20 protein-coding genes and 1 pseudogene are annotated in these 19,928 nt (G+C 50.8%); 4 read left to right on the top strand and 17 right to left on the bottom strand.

Going from position 1 to position 19,928, the window contains the following annotated elements; translation table 11 throughout:
* From A8L45_RS16470 to A8L45_RS16400, 15 genes and pseudogenes are all read right to left on the bottom strand, one after another.
* Positions 1 to 1,612: pseudogene (locus A8L45_RS16470) on the bottom strand (baseplate J/gp47 family protein); the annotation flags it as partial.
* A complete protein-coding gene (locus A8L45_RS16465; RefSeq protein ID WP_068904260.1) occupies positions 1,609 to 1,974 on the bottom strand; it encodes a GPW/gp25 family protein in 366 nt (121 codons plus the stop codon). The gene A8L45_RS16465 and the pseudogene A8L45_RS16470, both read right to left, overlap by 4 nt.
* Positions 1,975 to 1,987: 13 nt before the next feature.
* On the bottom strand, positions 1,988 to 2,311 hold the full coding sequence (locus A8L45_RS16460) for a hypothetical protein (RefSeq protein WP_068904258.1): 324 nt from the start codon (positions 2,309 to 2,311) through the stop codon (positions 1,988 to 1,990).
* Between the two features lie 22 nt (positions 2,312 to 2,333).
* Complete coding sequence (locus A8L45_RS16455; protein ID WP_068904256.1) at positions 2,334 to 2,849, bottom strand: phage baseplate assembly protein V; 516 nt, start codon at positions 2,847 to 2,849, stop codon at positions 2,334 to 2,336.
* The gene (locus tag A8L45_RS16450) at positions 2,846 to 4,057 is read right to left on the bottom strand and encodes a hypothetical protein (RefSeq protein ID WP_245680748.1); all 1,212 of its coding nucleotides are present in this window, start codon (positions 4,055 to 4,057) and stop codon (positions 2,846 to 2,848) included. The genes A8L45_RS16455 and A8L45_RS16450 overlap by 4 nt, the downstream gene beginning before the upstream one ends.
* Positions 3,972 to 4,316 carry a hypothetical protein gene (locus A8L45_RS16445; RefSeq protein WP_068904254.1) on the bottom strand — a complete coding sequence of 115 codons (345 nt, stop codon included), beginning with the start codon at positions 4,314 to 4,316 and terminating at the stop codon, positions 3,972 to 3,974. Before A8L45_RS16445 ends, A8L45_RS16450 begins: the two co-directional genes overlap by 86 nt.
* A gap of 12 nt (positions 4,317 to 4,328) precedes the next feature.
* Complete coding sequence (locus A8L45_RS16440) at positions 4,329 to 4,952, bottom strand: CIS tube protein (protein ID WP_068904251.1); 624 nt, start codon at positions 4,950 to 4,952, stop codon at positions 4,329 to 4,331.
* Positions 4,953 to 5,162 (bottom strand): hypothetical protein, encoded by a 210-nt coding sequence (locus A8L45_RS16435; RefSeq protein ID WP_068904249.1) that lies wholly within the window; start codon positions 5,160 to 5,162, stop codon positions 4,953 to 4,955.
* 9 nt (positions 5,163 to 5,171) lie between these two features.
* Positions 5,172 to 6,761, bottom strand: a complete 1,590-nt coding sequence (locus A8L45_RS16430; RefSeq protein ID WP_068904247.1) for an eCIS core domain-containing protein — start codon at positions 6,759 to 6,761, stop codon at positions 5,172 to 5,174.
* Positions 6,754 to 8,883 carry an ATP-binding protein gene (locus A8L45_RS16425; RefSeq protein WP_068904245.1) on the bottom strand — a complete coding sequence of 710 codons (2,130 nt, stop codon included), beginning with the start codon at positions 8,881 to 8,883 and terminating at the stop codon, positions 6,754 to 6,756. The genes A8L45_RS16430 and A8L45_RS16425 overlap by 8 nt, the downstream gene beginning before the upstream one ends.
* On the bottom strand, positions 8,880 to 10,190 hold the full coding sequence (locus A8L45_RS16420) for a Pvc16 family protein (protein ID WP_068904243.1): 1,311 nt from the start codon (positions 10,188 to 10,190) through the stop codon (positions 8,880 to 8,882). Before A8L45_RS16420 ends, A8L45_RS16425 begins: the two co-directional genes overlap by 4 nt.
* Positions 10,187 to 11,260 (bottom strand): hypothetical protein, encoded by a 1,074-nt coding sequence (locus A8L45_RS16415; RefSeq protein ID WP_068904241.1) that lies wholly within the window; start codon positions 11,258 to 11,260, stop codon positions 10,187 to 10,189. Before A8L45_RS16415 ends, A8L45_RS16420 begins: the two co-directional genes overlap by 4 nt.
* Before the next feature lie 41 nt (positions 11,261 to 11,301).
* Complete coding sequence (locus tag A8L45_RS16410) at positions 11,302 to 12,132, bottom strand: hypothetical protein (RefSeq protein WP_068904239.1); 831 nt, start codon at positions 12,130 to 12,132, stop codon at positions 11,302 to 11,304.
* Between the two features lie 10 nt (positions 12,133 to 12,142).
* Positions 12,143 to 12,670, bottom strand: a complete 528-nt coding sequence (locus A8L45_RS16405; RefSeq protein ID WP_068904237.1) for a phage tail protein — start codon at positions 12,668 to 12,670, stop codon at positions 12,143 to 12,145.
* A gap of 57 nt (positions 12,671 to 12,727) precedes the next feature.
* Complete coding sequence (locus tag A8L45_RS16400) at positions 12,728 to 14,671, bottom strand: phage tail sheath family protein (RefSeq protein WP_068904235.1); 1,944 nt, start codon at positions 14,669 to 14,671, stop codon at positions 12,728 to 12,730.
* A gap of 599 nt (positions 14,672 to 15,270) precedes the next feature.
* On the opposite strand from A8L45_RS16400, the gene A8L45_RS16395 reads away from it, so the two are divergent.
* From A8L45_RS16395 to miaE, 3 genes are all read left to right on the top strand, one after another.
* The gene (locus A8L45_RS16395) at positions 15,271 to 15,633 is read left to right on the top strand and encodes a GNAT family N-acetyltransferase (protein WP_245680747.1); all 363 of its coding nucleotides are present in this window, start codon (positions 15,271 to 15,273) and stop codon (positions 15,631 to 15,633) included.
* An 867-nt stretch (positions 15,634 to 16,500) separates the two neighbouring features.
* Positions 16,501 to 16,623 (top strand): hypothetical protein, encoded by a 123-nt coding sequence (locus A8L45_RS25550; RefSeq protein WP_281181528.1) that lies wholly within the window; start codon positions 16,501 to 16,503, stop codon positions 16,621 to 16,623.
* Positions 16,624 to 16,713: 90 nt separating this feature from the next.
* Positions 16,714 to 17,490: a tRNA isopentenyl-2-thiomethyl-A-37 hydroxylase MiaE gene (miaE, locus tag A8L45_RS16390; RefSeq protein WP_068904230.1), complete on the top strand. Its 777-nt coding sequence runs from the start codon at positions 16,714 to 16,716 to the stop codon at positions 17,488 to 17,490.
* A gap of 13 nt (positions 17,491 to 17,503) precedes the next feature.
* Here the strand turns inward: miaE and A8L45_RS16385 are convergent, their stop codons facing one another.
* Positions 17,504 to 18,403, bottom strand: coding sequence for a LysR family transcriptional regulator (locus A8L45_RS16385; protein WP_068904227.1), 900 nt, complete (start codon positions 18,401 to 18,403; stop codon positions 17,504 to 17,506).
* A 92-nt stretch (positions 18,404 to 18,495) separates the two neighbouring features.
* Here A8L45_RS16385 and A8L45_RS16380 point away from each other — a divergent pair, with 92 nt between their 5' ends.
* Complete coding sequence (locus tag A8L45_RS16380) at positions 18,496 to 19,428, top strand: NmrA family NAD(P)-binding protein (RefSeq protein ID WP_068904225.1); 933 nt, start codon at positions 18,496 to 18,498, stop codon at positions 19,426 to 19,428.
* 285 nt (positions 19,429 to 19,713) lie between these two features.
* On the opposite strand, the gene A8L45_RS24625 is transcribed toward A8L45_RS16380, so the two are convergent.
* Positions 19,714 to 19,926 (bottom strand): hypothetical protein, encoded by a 213-nt coding sequence (locus A8L45_RS24625; RefSeq protein WP_175402004.1) that lies wholly within the window; start codon positions 19,924 to 19,926, stop codon positions 19,714 to 19,716.
* Positions 19,927 to 19,928: the final 2 nt, after the last annotated feature.

The raw sequence follows: 19,928 nt of genomic DNA, 5'->3' as shown, positions 1-19,928 counted from the left end.
CTTCAACCCCGTCGTCAGCCTCTAGGCTGATGCGCGCATGCGTATCGTCCGGTTGAGGCGTGGTTAACAGCGCACTGGCGGGTGCTCCCGACACATAATGCGGTGAAAATGTCAGCGGCTTGCGGCCAAGACTTGGCTGGTAGCGGGGTAAAATCGTCTCGGCTTGCGCCTGCTCACAGTTCACTTCTTCACAGGATGCCCCCTTTGTGTTCGCGTTGGCCTGTTGTACCTCCTCTAACCCTTTTCCCGGTGCCCAGCTCAAGGTCGGCTGCGGCACATCAGGTAATTTCTCGCCAGACAGGGTCTGACCGTGGTCGACCAGCACCATATTTCCTCGCGCCACAGAGACAGGCGCAATAAAACGTCGTCCTTCTGCCAGCGAGGTTTCTGAAGATAAGCAAAGTGGAAACGCCAGCGCATCGGCGTCGTGCCAGATAATCTCGGTGATCTCGGCCGCTGTCACCGGGTCACGCAAAGGCTGACCGCTGCCATCAAAAGCCTGCACCTGAGTCAGCAACACCACCTGCCGCTGCGACAGAGATTTGTCAGCACTGCTGCCACTGCGAGCGCCTTTTATTTCCTCAAAAGCCAGATACATGCCTGCAGTGAGATTGGGATAATGACCATCTAGCGTGGCACGAACTGCACCTTGTGCCAGATAACAGCGTGCGTCACTCCAAGTGTAAAAGGTCATTTCGTTATGGGCAGCAAACAGGGCACTGACCTCATGGCAGGTTTCATAAACTGCCGCGCTTTGTGCTAACAGGGCATCGTCTCGGCTGAAAGTGCGTGGCTGGTCATTCAGTCGGGTACACACCGCGCTGCCCTCTGGAATAACATGGGTCTCGGGGGCGACAGGTAAAACGTCAGTTGAGACGGCGAGATGGCAGAAACAGCGGGCGTTGCAGCCCTCATCGACGGCATAGTCCACCAGCCGGGTCATCCGCTTGAGGGATATCCGTGAACGCGCCTTGTTCAAATACGCTTCCGTGGTTGCCGCATCTTGCTGATAGGCCAATTGATCGGCGGTGTAGGCCAGCACCTCAACCAGTGCGGTGGACAGATCCGCAGGGTGCCCGGTAGCCGCCTCAGGCAAGGTGATCGACAGCCGATCTAGCATCATACGGCGGAAGGAATAATAATCCCGGGCGGTATAATCAATGTCAGCTTCGATGCTTGGTGCTTCCGGACATTCACACTGGCTTTGACAGTCAAAGGGGGTTGGACACTCCACCTTGAATGAAAAGCTGATTGATGCCAGTGCAGGATCGATTTCCGGGGGTGGCAAGGGATTAAGCGGACTGGTAACCAGATTCAGCATATACGATGAATGATCACCGGGCTGCGCCACTTCAATGACCAGCACATTGGTCTGGCCGCCCAGTCCCATGGTAACCGCTACGACCTCAATACCCGTGGCTCCCTCAATACGGATATTGTCAGCGCTGTACAGCGACGCGCCGGGCTCGTTCACCAGATACAGGTGCAGAAAACGTTGTCGATCAGCTTGTGTGAGCGCTTCGCTGTCCACCACTTCAATAAAATCAATGCCATTGAGGGCTGATCCGCGCACCACCTGACGGCGTTTTTGATCGCAGCAGAAATAAATCATACTGCCACCTCGCGTTCAAACATGGCCTGTTGAGGCTCCCCGGTCGACAGCAATCGATAGGACAAGGTGATCAACAATGCGCCGTTATCAAACCTGACGTCCAGCTCTGACAGCTCAATCTCATCCTGCATCCAGGTTTGCAATGACGTCGCGACCAGGGTACGGGTGTTTTCCACCAGCGCATCGCTCATACCCGCGAATAACAGCCGTTGCAGGCCACAACCAAACGTTGGCATCATCACCCGCTCACCGGGCTCGGTGAACAAGAGTTGTTCAATGCGGTCGCGCATGACATCTGCCCGCGAAGTCACTGCGGTCCGGCCCTGCGTGTCTATGTGATAAGGAAAATCCGGATAGGCCATAATCCATTCATCCTCAAGTCGCCATCACGCGCGGCTGCACCACGCTGATCATCAGTGGTGTGCCCGTGGGCGCGCAGATCGACTGGCTGGTCTGAATCACAAAGGGTTGCCCCATCGATAACACCCTGACAGAGCCCGTCAACCACTGCGCAGTGACACAGGGGCCATTCCCCGCGTTGGGCGGCGGCATGGCGCAACCTGCCACTGTGTAAGGTCCGGTTTGCAACACCGTGGGTTGTCCGGACACCATGACTCTCGGATTCGGCACGGTCGGTGTTGCCTGACCACCATGTGCACACATCACAGTGGCACCAACATGTAAAATTGCACCGGGCATTGTCCACTCCTTCTGTCTGCAATCAGGTGATCGTCAAGGCACCATTGTTGATATCCACCGTGGGCCCCACCATGGAGATCTGCGCGCCTTTGCCGTTGTTGATAAAAATCCCTGCATCGGTAACAGACAGGGTCGCACCCGTTGCCGTTTGCAAAGTGACACCGCCAAGCCCCATAGGACCGCCGATATCACAGATCACCAGTCCGTTCTTCGCCATAGTTTGTAAGGTGATCGATGAAATTGGGGCAATGGCGGTCTTTGCCATCGCGGGGACATCGGTGGCGACTCCGGCGTAACAGCCTGTCCAAATCGGATAGTCAATGTCGCCTTGCTCGAATTCGATCCACACCCCTGCACCAATGGGCGGCACCGCAAAGATGCCCGAATTGAGGCCCAGCATCGGCAAACACGGTAAACACCAACTGCCGGGCACCATGCCAGACACGTCGGGGACGGTAGCGAGGATCCTGCCCTGCTGCATCGGGTCGATATTGTTGACAACCGTGCCACGAAACTTGCCGTAAAACTTCTCACTCATACCGGAACCCTTCTCACGGTTGACAGCAATCCATCTCTTGTCAGCTCAAAACTCTGGCTCAGTGTGCCCTCACTCAAGGTGGTAGTGACAGACTCCACATAATGCAGCCCGTTGAACGCAGCCCCCGCACCACGGACAGACACCAGCCTTCTTGCCTGTAGCAGTGACCCATAGGCCAGCACATCAAGTGTGCCGTTCGTTTTCACTGCCCGGGCCGCCGTTTTCGCCGCTTTAGCAAGGCCAATTAACGCTGCCTGCACCGGAGAATATTTAGCGGTACCTTCGATAGGCGCCAAACCGACGGGCAGCGGCCGGACAATACCAAGTGGCGGATTGAGTGGATTCACATCCGGGATGGGAATACTGAGCGGGATTTTGGTCTGCGGATTGACGATAGTCACGATTGGGATTTTGCTGCTCTGGGTATCGACACTGCCAGTCAATGACGAGACATTCCGATGCGCATCGAGATCGTCATTCAAGGGTCGTTGCACTTTGCCAATTCGAACATCCGGTCCCCAGTAGGCTTTAGAGACCCCCACCTTGTCGGTCGGCTCGATGTAAAACACATAACCAACCCGGTTTGCCAGAGACTGGATATAGCTGAGGTCTGTACCTTGCTGACTGGGGATCCGCTCTGTCGGAATCGGCACATCAATCAATACCGAAGGGATCACCATGGGAATCAACCCCAGCCAGGCATATTTAGCCAACACCAGATTGATACGAGCAAAATCGGGCATGGCGGGATAACGCATAAAACTGAAGTCGATATAGTCCAGCACCCGCGACAAATCCTCACCGGTAATGGTCAAACGGGATACACCGGGAGCACTGCCGGGATTCACGCTGTGATTGGTGATCACGCCGTCTATCAACACGGACTGACGGCCAACCATTTCAACCGCCACCACGGTACGCACCAAGGGAATAGGGTTGCCCGCCGAAAGCAGAAACACCGTATGCAAGGGTGAGTCGTTATCTATTTCAAACACCAGTTGAAACACTGACGGCCCCTGTGTATTGGCGTCACCTCGCAGGAAATAAAGGCATTGATCACCGCTTTGCTGACGGGCACCGGGGCGACGGGTCCGATGTAGAGACTCATGACCACCTCTGACATCAAACGTCCTCCCGGCCAGTTGACAACGCAATGTGACGACCCGGCTCAGCGACCAAATCACCGGGATAATGGACCAGATTGGCATCGGCAATCCGCCACCATTGCGACGGATCGGCATAGTAGGCCGCGCCCAATAAATCGAGCCGATCTCCCTCTCTGACCATCAACACTGGTACTTCCCCCGCTGACGCAGGCTGAGGTAAAAATCGACGACGCACAAACACCTGTTCACGCCCGGTATTATCAGTGATCACGTTTAGCGCGGCACCCGCATATCGACTGGTGGCCGGAAAGTCTGCGGTTTCCTCGGTGTTACTGAGCAAAAAGCGGGTGAGGTCTGTCATTATTACTCCATGTTATCTGTCCGTTGCAGGTTGAATCACTTTTTGAGCCTGTTTTTCCAAGCCATCTAAGTAGTCAAGGAAAAGCGATGACGCCGGATGGTCAAAGCCCAAATCGTCGACCGTCAGTACCTGCAGTGACAAGCTGGCTTTGGCGCGCAAGGGATTCAGCTGGGCGCTGAAAAACTCTTCGGTTATCGATAGACTGCTGACCACCACGGGCACCCGCCGACGGGCACCCCAACTAAATACCGGCAAGGGTTGCACCATGGGAATAATGGTCAGCCGTCCCTCTTTTGCCCGAGTGTCGTTGGTCAGCAACTGGCGTTTGGTTGGTGATATCAAACTGCGCAACGCCGCGATGTAGTGACCAATACCATGGCTAATGGCATCCTTGTCGCCGCGTTCAAGCGCATCGGTTGCATCCAGCATGGCATCAAAGGTAATGGTCTCGGTTGGCGGGCCGTTTAAGCGCAACGGTTCGGTCCGGGTTTCTGATGCGGTGGGCGATTTGATGCTGAATTGGGTGCTCAGTGATTCAGGATTGATCAGCATCGGAATCGCATTGGTGGGCTCGCCACTGGAAGGATCAAGCAGCACAATACCCGCTTTGACATAGTTAGGTTGCGACGACAACATTTATCGCGCCCTCCCCGTCTGACGTAACGCTAACACCTTCTTGGCCGATGTAGCCGCCGCCTGTTGCTGCGCCAATGCCTGTTTATCTGGCGACACAGCGTGCATCACTGGCCAGTGTTCTTGAATCGCCTGATACATAGCACGATACACCTCGCCATAGGTCGCTTTTTCGGTCAGTTCGAGTTGTTCAACATGAATGTTTATCTTCATCTGACTCTCCTAAGGCACCGCAAGATTGGCCGGAATGGTTGGCCAAAATGGAGGGAGTAGCGACGGTAACATTCTGAATCCCCGGTAGATAAGATATCCGACGCCGACAGTCGCTGCCGCGCCCACTACCACTTTAGGATTAACACTCGGTGTTCGGATTCGTGGCGTCACGGGCTGAGTGACAGGCGGTACCACAGGGACCGGAACAGGGACAGTGATCGGAGTAGGTGGACGTGGACGCTTGGGCTTACTAGTGCATCGATAGTAATAAACACCGTTGGATACAGAACCACCAATTGCCGGCCAGACTGAAAGGTTCTGCTGCGGATTGGCTACAAACGGTGTTGTCGGGAAAACATAAGAGTACATGGTAGTTGCCGGACCAACGAGTGTTTGATAGCTGATAAGGTCACGATTTAACTGTGCTTGTGCCGTCGCCTGCAGATTGTTGTGAGGATTGAGCCATGAAGCGGGCTTAATTTCCCCCAATTCATCCAACAGTATCTGATGCTGAATAACCATATCTGGACGTGTTGCTCCGCCCGGGATGAAGAATCCTGGATGACCACCACCAAGACAGCTAGAGCTGGGAAGTGCTGCATGCAAAAGACCGCACGCCCCTCCGATCTGCATATGTGCCGCTACACCAATCTGGCTTGCTGTCATGGATGGAACATTACAACCTGCCACCTGTGCTCTCTGGATAATCGGGTAATCAATGGGCTGACTTGATTTGGCAGTGGTCAATGCCTTGCTTTGGGCAATATTCGTAGAGGTTGCCGGAGCAGAAGCTGCCCCAACACGTTCAATAGCCGATTCGGGAATCAACACCAACTTTTGATTGGCATTTTCCAACGACCGCAAGCTGTCCATGGTCGCATTCAATTCATCCTGATCGGCCATCTCGCCGAGAAAGTCCAAGTCATAAGGCGGATCTTCGGTACCAACCAGCGCCGCTGACTCCCCCGCGCCCATCCGCTGCGGAAAACGCCCGATGTTGCCCTGCGGCGTGGAGACACTAAAGCGCTTTCCGGCAGCAAAGGCCTCACCGCCGCGGTCAGCCTCCTGCTCATACGCATCCGCCGATCCTCGCAGGCTGGCCCTCGCCAGTCCACGGCGCTGCTGAACCACATGGGTCAACTCATGACCAATCAGCTGCATGCCCTCCCGGGTATCCGGTCGATAAAAGCCGCTGCCAAAATAGATGTCATTACCAGTGGTAAACGCCTTCGCCTGCAATTGGCTGGCATAGCTCTGGGCTTTGCCGTCGGTATGAAAATTCACGTTAGGCAACGCACTGCCAAAGGTTGCTTCTGCCCGTTGTCGAAGCGGCTTGGGCATTGGTGCTGATGACATAGACGTCGCTGGCAGTTCCACCAAAGCAGCATGGTCGGACTGGCGGGAAAGGTTCGGTCTGTCGAGAATCGGGCTTTTCGCTGCCGATTTGGCGGCACATGCCGAGCATTCACGCTTCTGAGTCACAGGCGTTGGAGATACTGCGCCACAACGACACTTTCTCTGAATCGTGAAGCTACGGCCAGCTGTGGAAGTCTCTGTACCGCCCGTTTTTTCAGCTTGTAGCGGTTTATAATCAACCATAATCGAGGTCTCCCGCTTTCACTGGCCGCTCCAGTTTTTGTAGTTCAGCAGCTGCGGCGTCCATCAGCCAACGCATAGAGACAGGCTGATCGTGCTGCGCGGCGAGAAAGGCACCATTTAACGCCACATTCTGAATATTGCCGCCAGTGAGATTGAGTTTGGCAAGGTGAGCCGGATTAAAGTCGGCGGCCAATGGTGTGTGAGGTGGAAACACTGACTGCCAGATTCGCTCACGCTCTACGGGGCCGGGAAACGGAAAATCAATCACAAACCGCAGGCGGCGCAGAAAGGCTTTATCAACTGCTGACTTTAGATTGGTGGCAAGGATCGCCAGCCCGCTGTAGCTTTCAATCCGCTGCAACAGGTCGTCAATGCCGATATTGGCAAAGCGATCATTGCTGTTTTTGACTTCACCACGCTTGCCAAACAAGGCATCCGCCTCATCGAAAAACAATATCGCGCCACTTTGTTCAGCTGCCTCAAACAGCGCCCGCATCTGCTTCTCGGTCTCGCCAATATATTTGCTGATCACACTCGCCAGATCGATGCGGTACAATTCCAAGTTAAGGGCGTTAGCGATCACTTCTGCCGCCATGGTTTTCCCCGTCCCGCTCTCACCGCTGAACATCACACTGATCCCCATCCCACGGCTCATTCGGTCACGGAACCCCCATTGCTGGTATACCCGGCCCCGCATTGCCACTTGTGACACCAACTGGCTCAGTAACCGGGTTTGAGGCTCGGGTAACACCAAATTGTCCCAGCAGGCTTTGCCATCGATTTTGGTCGCCAGCTTGGCTAGGTCGGTCGAAGCACTTTGCTGACAAATCTGCCACACCCGGGTTTCCAGTTTTTTACTGTGCCGACTGCTCGCCTCTGCCATCTCGTCATTGGTGGCCGCGATGCTGCCGCACTCAGCCATAGCCACCGATGCCAGTCGCCGGATCTCCGACTCACCGAGGTAAAATTGCTCAGCCAACCGGGAGCAAAGTTGGCTGTCGATCTGATCGCCCAAATACTGCTGCCATAACAACTCTCTCTCACCGGCTGTCGGCCGTACGACCTTGAGCGGGAACGCATGTTCGACCGTGTTGGCGGGCGTACGCCCGGTATTGAGCAGTACCAATCCGCTCAACCGGCCAATAAATTGGGTCAGTTGCCGTGTCGAGGTATCGGTAATATCGACCATGAGTAACATGGGATAGAGTCTGGCCTCACGCAGCCAGAGCCGTGACAAGGCATCGAGGTCAATAGCTGATGTCGGCAGACTGGCACCGTTGAGCCGCAGCAACTCTTTTTCCATCATCGCAGCGATCGCTTGGGCCACTGACACCCGAACAGACAAATCGTCGCCATACAATTCAATCACTGCCGGGCTTTGCTGCTGACTGGCAACGACATGCTGCTGACTCAAAAATGACAGGGCAACGTCGACCTGTTGCTGTTGTGAGGGCATGAGTCGGAACGAACTGTTGGTCGATAAAGGCTCAAGCAATATCAACAGGCGTTCGTCGATATAATTGAGACCGCGGATAAAGTTCACTATCCGCTCATCAGCATTCAGCTCGCCGTTGCCAGATCCTAATGGCTGCCAATCGATCAACAGCCAATACCGCAGCGGCGAATGCGGCGAGAAGCTGCTCCAGTCGCACTCTGGTATGGTGGCGATACAGAAGCCAGCAGTCGGACGCTCTCTCCCCATCTGACTGACAGCGATACAACGGCTGATATCCGAATCCAGTGCTGCGGCGGTCACCAAGGCCAGCACCGCCTGATCACTCTCATTTAATCCAAACTGATCAATCAGCACATTCACTGCGCTGTCCGCACTATCTTCTGGGCTTTCGTCGATAAGGCTCTCATCAATACTTGGTTGCTTGACAGCAGGACAGCGATAACGGGCATGCAAAACGTGAGCAGGTTCTTGGGCTCTGCTGTCAGCCGCATCAGACTCAAAACCAGCGAGAACCTGTCGACTCCAGTCAACAATAGCCCGAAGATGCGCTTCATTTCGGGCATGCCACTGTTCAAATTGAGACACAGGCGCGCACGTATCCGAGCCATGTTCTTCCGTCGTGCGATCATTGGTATTTTGACTGGTGTTAGAAAGCGAGTCTGTCATGATGGCACCACCACGACTTGCGTCGGATCATACACTGGCGCTCTGGAAGTAAAACCAGGTGCTACAGGCGGTCTGTCGCGTAAGATAAACCAGCTGTCGACACCATCAATCCGCATTCTGGCGGGATAAGAACCTGCGGCCAATGGACCGAAAATAAACACCAGAGTATTGCTGGCTGTCGGGACCGATTCTGCTATTGCGCCCTCAGCCCCCAACCACATCATGGCCTGCTGGCCCGGGTACACATGCGGCGTGACTTGCACTGTCACCACCACGGTCTGATCATTTCGCACCACACTGTTTGGCGGCAACGTCATAACAGGGGCGAACGGGATTGAAAGCTTGTTGGAATGTACCGGATCGCCGCTGACATCGACCGAAAACATCACTGAATAAATGCCTGCCGCCCAGTCAGACGACAGCGTAGGAATAGCGACCGATTGCGCCCGAGCGTTACCGCCTGCCTGTGCATTAACGGTGTGATTTATCGCCTGTGACAGATGAGAAAAAGTGAACCGGGGGTTTGCGCCATCCAGCCCAATCCCCTCAACATCCAGCGTATCTCCCAGCCTGACACTGGCTTGTAACGCTGGCAGTATGGCGCGAGCAAGCGTCGGAAATGGTGACATCACGCTTGGCTGGACGGCAGGACCGTCATTGTCAGCACCCAGAGTGAGAACGGGTAATACATTCCGCACCGGATACTGTGCCTGAATCAATACGGTGGATACCCGATAAATCGCCGAGGGTCGGTATTGGCTTTGTAAGGCGCTCCACAAGGCAGATTTTTCTGCCACTGGCATTTGATGCGGCGCAATGCGAATCGCTTCTGCCTGTTCGGCAAGGCCAGTATCGGCCAGTGCCTGCAACAGAGGCGGCAGCCCTGCCGCAATAGCTGGTGACGGGTTCAGTGCCGTCTGAATTTCCGCCCGGGTGAATCCCGGATGCTCATGCAGAATCTGCATGGCATAACCCAGCAAAACATCATTGTGTAAATCGGCCGAACCATATGCACTAACGATGTAAAATAAATCCAGCGGCAGAGGGGTGTTATTCACTCTGTCACCCTGCTGGTTGCGGGTAGGCAGAATTTGATTGGCCAAACCGCCGTTAACTTCGGTGTGATAAAGGAACACATTCAGCGCCGGACCGTTATTGTCTTCCTCCGCCAGCATGCGATCCGGTGGCAACGCATGAACAGGCACATTGGTATTCACCACACACGCGACATCGTTATCGACCAGCCCATCATTGAGCAAATCGCGCAATAATTGAGTGACGCCTGCAATCGCCAGTGCCGTACTCATCGTTTACCCTCTTTACGTTCACGTAGGTAATCACTGAGACTGATAGGCGGTTTCCAACTTGCCTTTTTGGGCGATGGTTCGGTTTGGCTGGGCATGACTGAGACATGACCGATGGTGACTGAGACCTCAAGGTTGTCAGAGCCAGCTTCTTGCTTCGAGGGTAACTCAGCATAAGGCCGCTCTGGTCCGCTATCGCCGGATAAAATCGCTGCCGCCACTTGTTGGGTAAAATCTCGACGAGCATGGGAGTGAGCGTTATTTGAAGACGCCGAAGGCGCAGAATCATTGCTCTTTTGCTCCGTCGAATGAATAGGCGGATTCAGTACCGCGCTAATATCATGCTCTGATCGTTGAGCTGATGTCGAATCTGATGCCTTGTTGCTCTTTTCATCCAAGGAACCAGCTTTATCGGAGAAGCGAGCTTCATCAAAAGACCGGGGGTTTCGTCTATCCATCCGCGCTTCTGGCGGTCTTTTTTCCTTCTGGTCCCGTTGAGGTGGTTGACTCGGACTTGGCTTTGACGGTTCAACTATCGCCGACTCTTTCGCTTTGGCAGACGCTGGAAAAGATGCTTGATATTTCGGCGAGCGCTGGCTATCGCCTGGATCTGGGTGATTTGCTGACGATGTTCTCGGTGCTGACGATACGACTGTCTTTGATTCGCCCGGTATATCTTGCTGAATCCCAGTCGAGCTACTGACAGAACTCTCTCTGCTCATTGTTTTTGATGCCGGGGGTCTCAATGGATCCGAAAGCCTTGGCTGCACCTGCGACGACGCGGTGGGAGGGGGCGAATCTTGTCCGATATTTGGGGGCTGAGAAACTGGTGACTCTGTGGAAGTGGGTGAGGAAAACGTAGGTTCTGAATCTTGAGCCCGTCTTTGCTGAGACACAGCAAGTTCACTATCTTGTCTGCCGTGTGCTTGAGCTGACTCTGGCTTGTGCAAACCTGTCAATACTGATCCCGCTTGCTCAGCTCCAAGACCTGAATAATAGGATTGAACGATCGGTTTCAATGATTGCTCACCGACAAGTTGGCGGCGAAGATACTGACTGAGAACCCGACTCATGATTTCACCTCCGCGTCACTCCATATTCCCTATCATCAGACTCATTCGATGATCATCGCGATATGTCGGCGTCGTCTGGCCGGGCTCATCGATAAAATATCCTGACTGGACCAGCCATACTTAGAGGCCAACAGGTGAACATCCCAAAGCTGCCTTTCGACATCAGCGGACAATTGCGCCCAGAACTGACTGGCAATATCAAACTGGTGCGAGGTAATGGTCCCGCACTCGTTACACGATGCTTCGATGGAAATCACCGACAAAGGCTCAGAGGCTAAGATACCCGCCTCCAACGATTCGAACAGCGACATCCACGCCAGCTCTGAATCCGCCCGTTCAGCGAAAGCCTGCCGCAGCTGACGGAAATTATCAGGCTCAACCACCTGCTCAGCAAAACGAAACAGATGGTGACTGTCAGAATCAGCGGCGGTAAAGCGATCATCACCCATTGCCGATACATCACCAACAGTGGGTAGCCGGAACTGACAGGCCATACCCTCAATGTTGATCTCGGTAAAGCGAGACACATAAGCCCCGGTGTTCAGCGTCTGGCTTCTATGATCCCATGCAGCAGATAACTCTGGCGAAGCCATGGCAAGAAGCTGAGAAGCGCCAAAATTGAGCTGGTTTTTGCTATTGCAATGACAACATCGGGACTCAACGCTGATGGCGTCACCAAACTGATGTTGGTAGGCCAGCAACAACAGGTGGTCGCGTCCGGCCAGCGTCCAATGTGCCAGCGATGATACCCGGCCATCGGGTAAATAGGCCGCAGCCAGAATGTTGGCCCGCTGCCACGAGGGAGCCGACGAGGCCGCTTCCCACACCTCGACCTGAAGGTTATCGCTCAACGCCTGCAACACCAGTGACATCAATGGCTACTCACTGTTCAGGGTGAACAAAACTGGGCTCTTCCGGCAAGGTCACTGCCATGCGTTCCCAGCCCTCGTTTTCCAGCTTGATTGTCTGAATCATAAAAGCCGAGCTTGACGCATCCAGTGCCGGGATGGCTTTGTATTCTGATACCCAGCAGTTATAAATGCTGTAACTCAGTACTTTCTGCCCTGCTTCGTTGAGCACTTCCAGAATCAGATTTTTTCTAAAGTCGGCCAGCGAGACTTCACCACCAAGATCGGTGCCGATCCGCCAGCTCTTATTGGCCCACTGTTCAAACTGCAGGTTCTCAGTCACCCCACGCTCCAGCGTGATGGCCTCAAACTTGGCCTGACCAGGTGACTTCCTGGTGTGTGACGGGTCGCCACCAGCGCGATATTCAATCACTTCTACCGTGCGGCTGAGGCCAGATACTTTTTGCACAGCGGCCAACACCTCGCCACCCGCCTCTTTGATAATAAATTTGTACCCCGGATAGGGCACGACACGTTGACCATTCACGTTGAGCTGAGACATATCGGCCCTCGCTATGTTAAACAGTTAATAGACAGGTTCAGCTTCTAATGGACAGGTTCAGCTTCCGCTGTTATTCATCAATTGCAGACTGACGACAACAAATTCTGCTGGCTTCAAGGGCGCAAAGCCAACCAGCACGTTTACGATGCCCGCATCAATGTCAGCCTGAGTGGTCGTTTCTGCATCGCATTTAACCAAAAATGCCTGTTCGGGTAAGCTCCCCTGAAACGCACCCTGCCTGAACAGCCCTTGCATAAAGCTGGTGACCGCAATGCGGATCTCAGACCATAACGGCTCGTCGTTAGGCATAAACAAGGACCACTGCAAGCCTCTGAATAGCGACTCTTCGATAAAAAGGGCCGTGCGCCGAACCGGAACATAGGTCCATTCGGACGCCAGTTCATTGGCACCGCGCAGCGTTCTGGCTCCCCAGACAATGTTGCCGCTGATGCCGCCATTGCGCAGACAGTTGAGACCGACCGGATTAAGCAGGCCGATTTCATTGTTGGTCAGGTTGTGATTGAAACTGATCACGTTACGTAGACTGGCCGTGATGCCCGCTGCCGCTGTCCAGATCCCGGCTTCGCCGTCGCGACGGGCGTAAACACCAGCCACACTGCCACTGGGGGCGATGGTCCGCAGACGGTTTTCATTGTTTGGATCAGGCACCTGAACACGCGGATAATAGGCCGCCGTATTTCGGTGACGCAGCCCGGCGCCCGCGACTTCATCGAGCCAGTCAGCGGCTTCACTGACGCTGTTCACATTTCCGGGTGGATCAATCAGTAGGAAAGCTCTTTGCTCTTCGCAGTAGGCAATCGCCGGACTCATCACACTCGACATAGCGGCTACCGTGCCGAGATCTGACGCTTCAGGAATCAGCAACAGATTAAACAGATCAACATCTTCCAGCGCATAAATACCCGTTCTGAGATTGCGATTACCCCGTAACTGGGCCGCCGTTGGAGCAGCGCCGTCAGCCCCTGCTGTTGCGGCAGTTTGGAAACCTGTTGGAGATGCTGTGTTCATTGCATACTGTTGGACATTGGCGTCTGCATCCGCAGCAAGCAGCCCCATGGCAGTTGCAAAATCACCAACAGATTCGGCAATGGATATTAGGTGTCCCGCGCGGTATTCAGGGCTGTTCCGGCCACTAAATATCGCCAGTCTGTTGCCACGAACTACCACCTGACACTGCGCCCACAGTGGATCTGCTGGACGGGTATCGCGTATCGCGTTTTGTAGCATCAGCGCCGCGCCTGCCATGGTGGTAGGTGGCACAGAAGCGTCCACAACCACATCATAGGGGCCAGTCCCCAAATCAACCTGCAAAGTATTGGCGGCTGCGACACCCGCATAGGTCGTCGTATCCTGCATCGCTGAGTAAAAACCGGTCGGCGCTGGCCTGTCTATTCCCGCCGTCGCTGTGAGCTGCACTAAAACCGAGTCATCATTGACCACATTCAGCACATAGCGAGGATGGGCCGCAACCATAGAGACATTACGGTAGGTCTCGTTTCTGGCTGGCAATTCAAGACCGTCGACATGTCGGATCTCGGTGACAGAGAGATTGAACAGTGAGGCGGGGTCAGAGGTTTGGTAGTCAATATCGACCCGAATATGATTGTTCCAATTGCCGGGATCTTGCACTGACTGTCCCTGAAACTGACGGCCAGCAGCCAGAGTAAGCGAGGTGCTCCCGTTCCAGCTTTGTGCAGTCACACTGCCGTTAGTACCGCCACCAACCCTTACGGCGACCGCTTCGCCGCCGCCGTTGCTGTAAAACTGGGAAATGGCATAGCTGGTCTCACTGTTGTTGCTCACTCCGCCCATATGGGAATCGAAATCTCCGGCATGAAATAACCGGACTGGCGTATCGAGGGGGCCACGAGAGAAGCTACCGACAAAAGCAGCTATTGATGTTGCGACACCGCTGATAGAACGACTGCCGCTGGGTAACTCCTGAATGTAAACTCCGGGATAAGTCAATGCTACTGGCATGGGTGCTCTCCTCTGCCACGTCTAAAATCTGGCTTTCATAAAAATGAAAGAGTTCTTGTAAGCCCATTTGTGACCAAAAAAAAATACTATGTGTATTCTTATATTAATACACTGTAAAAAATTGTGGGCAAAAAATCTGTGCAATTATGTCCCAAAGATTAGATTCATAAAAAAACACTAAGGAGTAAGAATAAAAGACACCCCTAACTAATTAGGTAATGTCAAATATATCTCCTCAGAAATAGATAGAAAAAATATCACCATATATAGTTAATGTGGTAATTAAAAAATAATCGATATTCTTTCCTAAAGAACATACTCTGTGGCATACACTTTTTTCGCCAATCATCTTCAAATTTAAAGGAACCACCTTTTAATTTATAGAGTAAAAATTCTAACGAGATTCACAATTCTTTATTACTAAATAATAATTTTGAGAAGTACTGTGTTACAAAAGTGAGAGTTTACACCTTTCTTCAGGAAAATGATAAAATATGGAAATTAGTATAATAAATCTAAACGAGAGTCACGCAAGATCGATAAGTAAATTAATATCTCCGTTAGTAGAAAAGTATATTTTTCCAACTATTGATATCTCCATGAGGCACATTTTATTAGATTCTATGTCTACAGAAAATATTGAAAAATATTTAGCCTCTGACTATCAATATATCGGTGCGTTCAACGAAAAGAGTGAAATAGTTGGCGTCGCAGCGATACGGGGCGGTACCCACCTTTATCATCTTTTCGTCAGAGATGACTATCAGGGTAATGGGTTATCACGTCAGTTGTGGCAGCAAATTAAATATGAAGTGATAGATGAAAAACATCCTGGCCGATTCACTGTCAACTCATCGGTTAATGCTGAAAGCGTGTACTTAAAACTTGGCTTCCAACGTATGGACGGGATCCGAAACAGGAATGGGATGGTTGATATACCAATGGTATTGGAGCCAGCATAGCCAGCTCACTAACGCTGTTAATGAAGCATATATACCCTTCGCCAATGTGGAGGGACTACATGCATTAAAAATGTATTTCTTCACATGAGGCCAGAGCATACGGCCTCACCTTTTTTGCAAGATACAAAACCTGTATTAACATCAAGCAGGCGAAATGACTGCTTCGATTATATTGTAGAAATTGTTGTCATGAGAGGAATGAAAACCTATTCAGGGTAAATGTATGCCATAAGGCTATCATAGCTTAAAAGAGCAAATGACATAATAATAACCACAGTCACTTAGCTTGCTGTTAGCAGAGTATCTATACGAATAGTCATTTTTAGTTACTACTATTTATATTTAAAATATTAGTAATGTAGATAATAATTTTTTATATTTATCACACAGGAATAAGTGAGTAATATTTCGATATCTGAGAATCTTAATTCGTAAAACACCCTTAATTTTTATTATCATTTTCTTCAATGACATTTTAAGATCATTAATATTACAAGTGATATACAGGATCGATATATTCTTAACCCATTATTTATCTAATAGATGGAAAAACCTTAGAGAAAACGTAGTATTAACCTATTCACTTTCATATAAACTCATTGATTCATTGTAAAATATTGAAAAATTACCATCCTAAAATTAAAGGTGTTTTTTGAGAGAAAGGAAAAATAAAGTATATAAGAACCTATTGAAACTAATATTTAAACTCCATATTTAAATCAATAAACCCCACATAATAACCTTTATATTATCAATAATTAAATTATGATATATTGAAAAGTATGCATGCCTAACAAATCAGTCTTAAATATTTATTGTGATACTCGTAATACTCCATAACTCATGCTGTTAAAAGACGGCAGCTCCATGACCAAAGGGGCCATGACGACTATTTCCAGTGCACATTTGCTGAAGAGCGTGTTTGATCTTGAAGAGAAGGTCACTAAAGGTCCGGTTGGCTTCACACCCGCTCGTTTTGCCCTCGACTAACCATACCTACTCCAACTTTGCTTTGTTCGATCTTGACCAAAGGCTATAATCCTCCCCACTGTTATTTTTCACTGATTCAGACTAAAGCTGATGTCGTTAAGCCAAGAAATTGAAACTCTGCTCACCCCAGTCCGTGCTTTTTTGCACTGTGACACCCCGCAAAGCTGGATTGACGAGGCAGTCAAACCAGAAAATGAAACCATACTGCTTCGCGATCATGCCAACTGCGAGTTAAAAGCCAGTCAGACTGCCATGTGGTTGATTCGAAAATATGCAATTGATGAAGAGTCAGGCCACCTTCTGCTTGAATGGGCAAAGCCTTATGAGGACTTTGTTTACCGTGGGGAACACAGCGGTATTTTTCATGCAAAGAAAAATGGATTAAGTGCCCCACTGAAACCTAAAGCGGGATTTGAACACGGACAAGAACTGATCGACAAAATGGTCAGGCTGATCAAGGAAGAGTTCCACCATTTTGAGCAGGTTATTGAGATAATGGAAAAGCGTGACATGGCTTATTCTCCGCTCAATGCTGGCCGCTACGCGCGTGGACTGATGTCAGCGGTGCGAACTCATGAACCAGCAACCCTGATTGATAAACTCATAATCGGTGCTTATATCGAAGCCAGATCCTGCGAACGCTTTGCGAAAATTGCTCCTTATCTGGATGCTGACCTGCAGAAATTTTATATTTCCCTGCTTCGATCAGAGGCCCGTCACTATCAAGATTATTTAACTCTGGCAGAAGCAATTGCCGGTGGTGATATCAGTGATCGGATCAAAGTAATAGGACAGAAGGAAGCTGAACTGATTAAGAGTCCTGACGATCTGTTCCGCTTTCACAGCGGTACACCGATTGCAGCCTGAGCAGTTTATTCATTCAATACAAATCCGCCCCTAAACGGGATGAAAGGAAGTTGATCAACGCTCGTATGCGGGCGTTTTTCCAGCTATCACGATGACACACCAGCCACACATCCAACGATGGGATAGCGACTTCATCCCAGATCTGCACAAGCTCTTTATCTTTTTCAGCGAGATTTTTGTGCATTATGCCGATACCTCCTCCTGCTCTCAGCAATGCAATTTGGGTTTCCAAGCTGTCAGTTCGCCACTGAAAATCGTCCACAGTCAAATTAATCCCAAGTTGAGCAGCATGGCGAATAAAGGTGTCATCTTTGTCGAAGCCAATCATTGGCAACTCCCCAAAGGGGTTTTCGGCATCCGTTAAAGGCTTAACCTCATCAGTCAGCGACCGATGACAATAAAACCCAAGATCAACGCTGCCAATTCGACGGCACTTCAATTCAAGCTGTTGAGGTCGAAACATTCGAATCGCAACATCTGCCTCACGGCGACTGATATTTGCCTGTTGATTTGATACCACGAGCTCAACCGATATGGCAGGGTGCTCACGACGAAATGCCACCAAATGATCTGCGATGTAATGATGCGCCATCAATTCGTTGGCACTTAATCTGATCTCACCTTCTACGCTATCGTCATTACCTTGCAGTGCGCGTGAGAATGCATCGTACGCCTCTCTCATTGGCATGGCGCTCACCAATAATGCCTCACCCTCAGGAGTGAGCGATACGCCCTGGGTTGTGCGATGGAAAAGCAATACACCCGTGTGTTTTTCGAGTGCGTTCAGATGTCTGCTTAAGGTGGGTTGTGACACAGTGAGGGTTTCCGCTGCTTTGTTGAGGCTTCCCTGTTCTGCAACCGTCACAAACGCGCGCAGCCATTCCCAGTTTATATCCCTACCCTCGTTATTCATAATTGAATAGTCTGCTTGAAGTTCTGTCGATTCCTTATACATCAATGACTTGTCATTATCTTCCAATCACTTAATGAAGCAGGAAGCACATCATGAAAAAAGCATTGGTTTTAGGCGCATCTGGCGGTTTTGGTCATTATATGGCAGAGGCTCTTTTAGAGGCAGGCTGGTATGTTGTGACATTGTGTCGCAGCGGTAAGGCCTCTCTGGCACCAGAATTACAGGGAAAAGTTGAATACATTGGTGGGGACGCACAAGACAAAGCTGCAGTCAGTAAAGCCGCTTTAGGTTGTAGTATTCTCGTTTACGGTGTTAATCCCCCTTATCATAAGTGGCGCAAAGAGAGTCTTTCTCTCCTTTCTGTCTCAGTCGATGTGTGCAGGGAGCAAAGCCTGAAAATGGTTTTCCCGGGTAATGTGTATAACTTCGATCCAACGAAAACACCTCACATAGACGAGAACACGACAGTTAACCCCCGAACTGAAAAAGGCCGGATACGCGTTGAGATGGAATCACATATTCGTGAAGCAGTGAACGCAAGCAACATGACGGCGCTTATCATCCGCTGTGGTGACTATATCGGAAAACGTGCACCCAGCACCTGGTTGAGTGAGTTGCTGTCAAAGCGAGGGGGAAATATCCAGATTCAGAACCCGGACAAAAAAGACACCAAACACAGTTTTGCTTATCTGCCAGATGTCGCTTCCAGCGCCGTCGCACTTTTGGATGCAGAGCTTGCCGATTTCGAGACTTTTCATTTCGCAGGCTATGAGTTCTCTATGAGTGAACTGGCGATAGAAATAGAAAATAAAACAGGGAAACGAGTTACCATAAAAAACTTTCCTTGGCTCGCTATCCGGCTGCTTTCCCTATTGATGCCAAAACTCAAGGGCGTTATTGAAATGCGCTATCTTTGGCAACAACCGATGAGCCTATCGAGCAAAAAACTTGAACGTTACCTAGGTGCAAACGCCAAGAAGCAAACACCTATCTTTGACGCTCTTACAGAGAGTGAGCTGATATAAGAGGTCATTCAATACCCGGGTAATTAGATAAGAAAAAGGACAGCTAATGCTGTCCTTTCAAATTTAGAGCAATGACTGGCTTGCGTTATTTCTGTTTCCGCTTGTCAGTGATTTCCTTCACTGCGAGATCCCGCAAAGCTGGATTGAAGAGGCAGTCAAACCAGAAAATGACTATCGATTTCATGAGGGGCTTATACCAAATATTAACTATTTCAGCAGTCGCAGTTTGACTGTTTTAGTGACAGGAATGCTATCACTCAGTTTATTTTTGAGACCACACCGACCTCATGCCATAGCAATCTGCCCGTGAAAACTGAGCAACGCTGCGTTATTCAGCGTATTAACAAAACGGGCTATATGGCTTTCGGTCAGTGAGACCTGATATTGGCTGATTCCTGCAGAATAAAAGCTTATATGTTTACTACTGCGGTACCAAGTTAGAAGCACTTTTTCGATAAACCAAAACAGATATCCCCTATCATGGTGAACTGGTCTCAATT

Source organism: Veronia pacifica, assembly GCF_001707825.1.
GTDB lineage: Bacteria > Pseudomonadota > Gammaproteobacteria > Enterobacterales > Vibrionaceae > Veronia > Veronia pacifica.
Note: the sequence above shows the minus strand (reverse complement) of the source record. Positions and strands in the feature narration are given on the sequence as shown.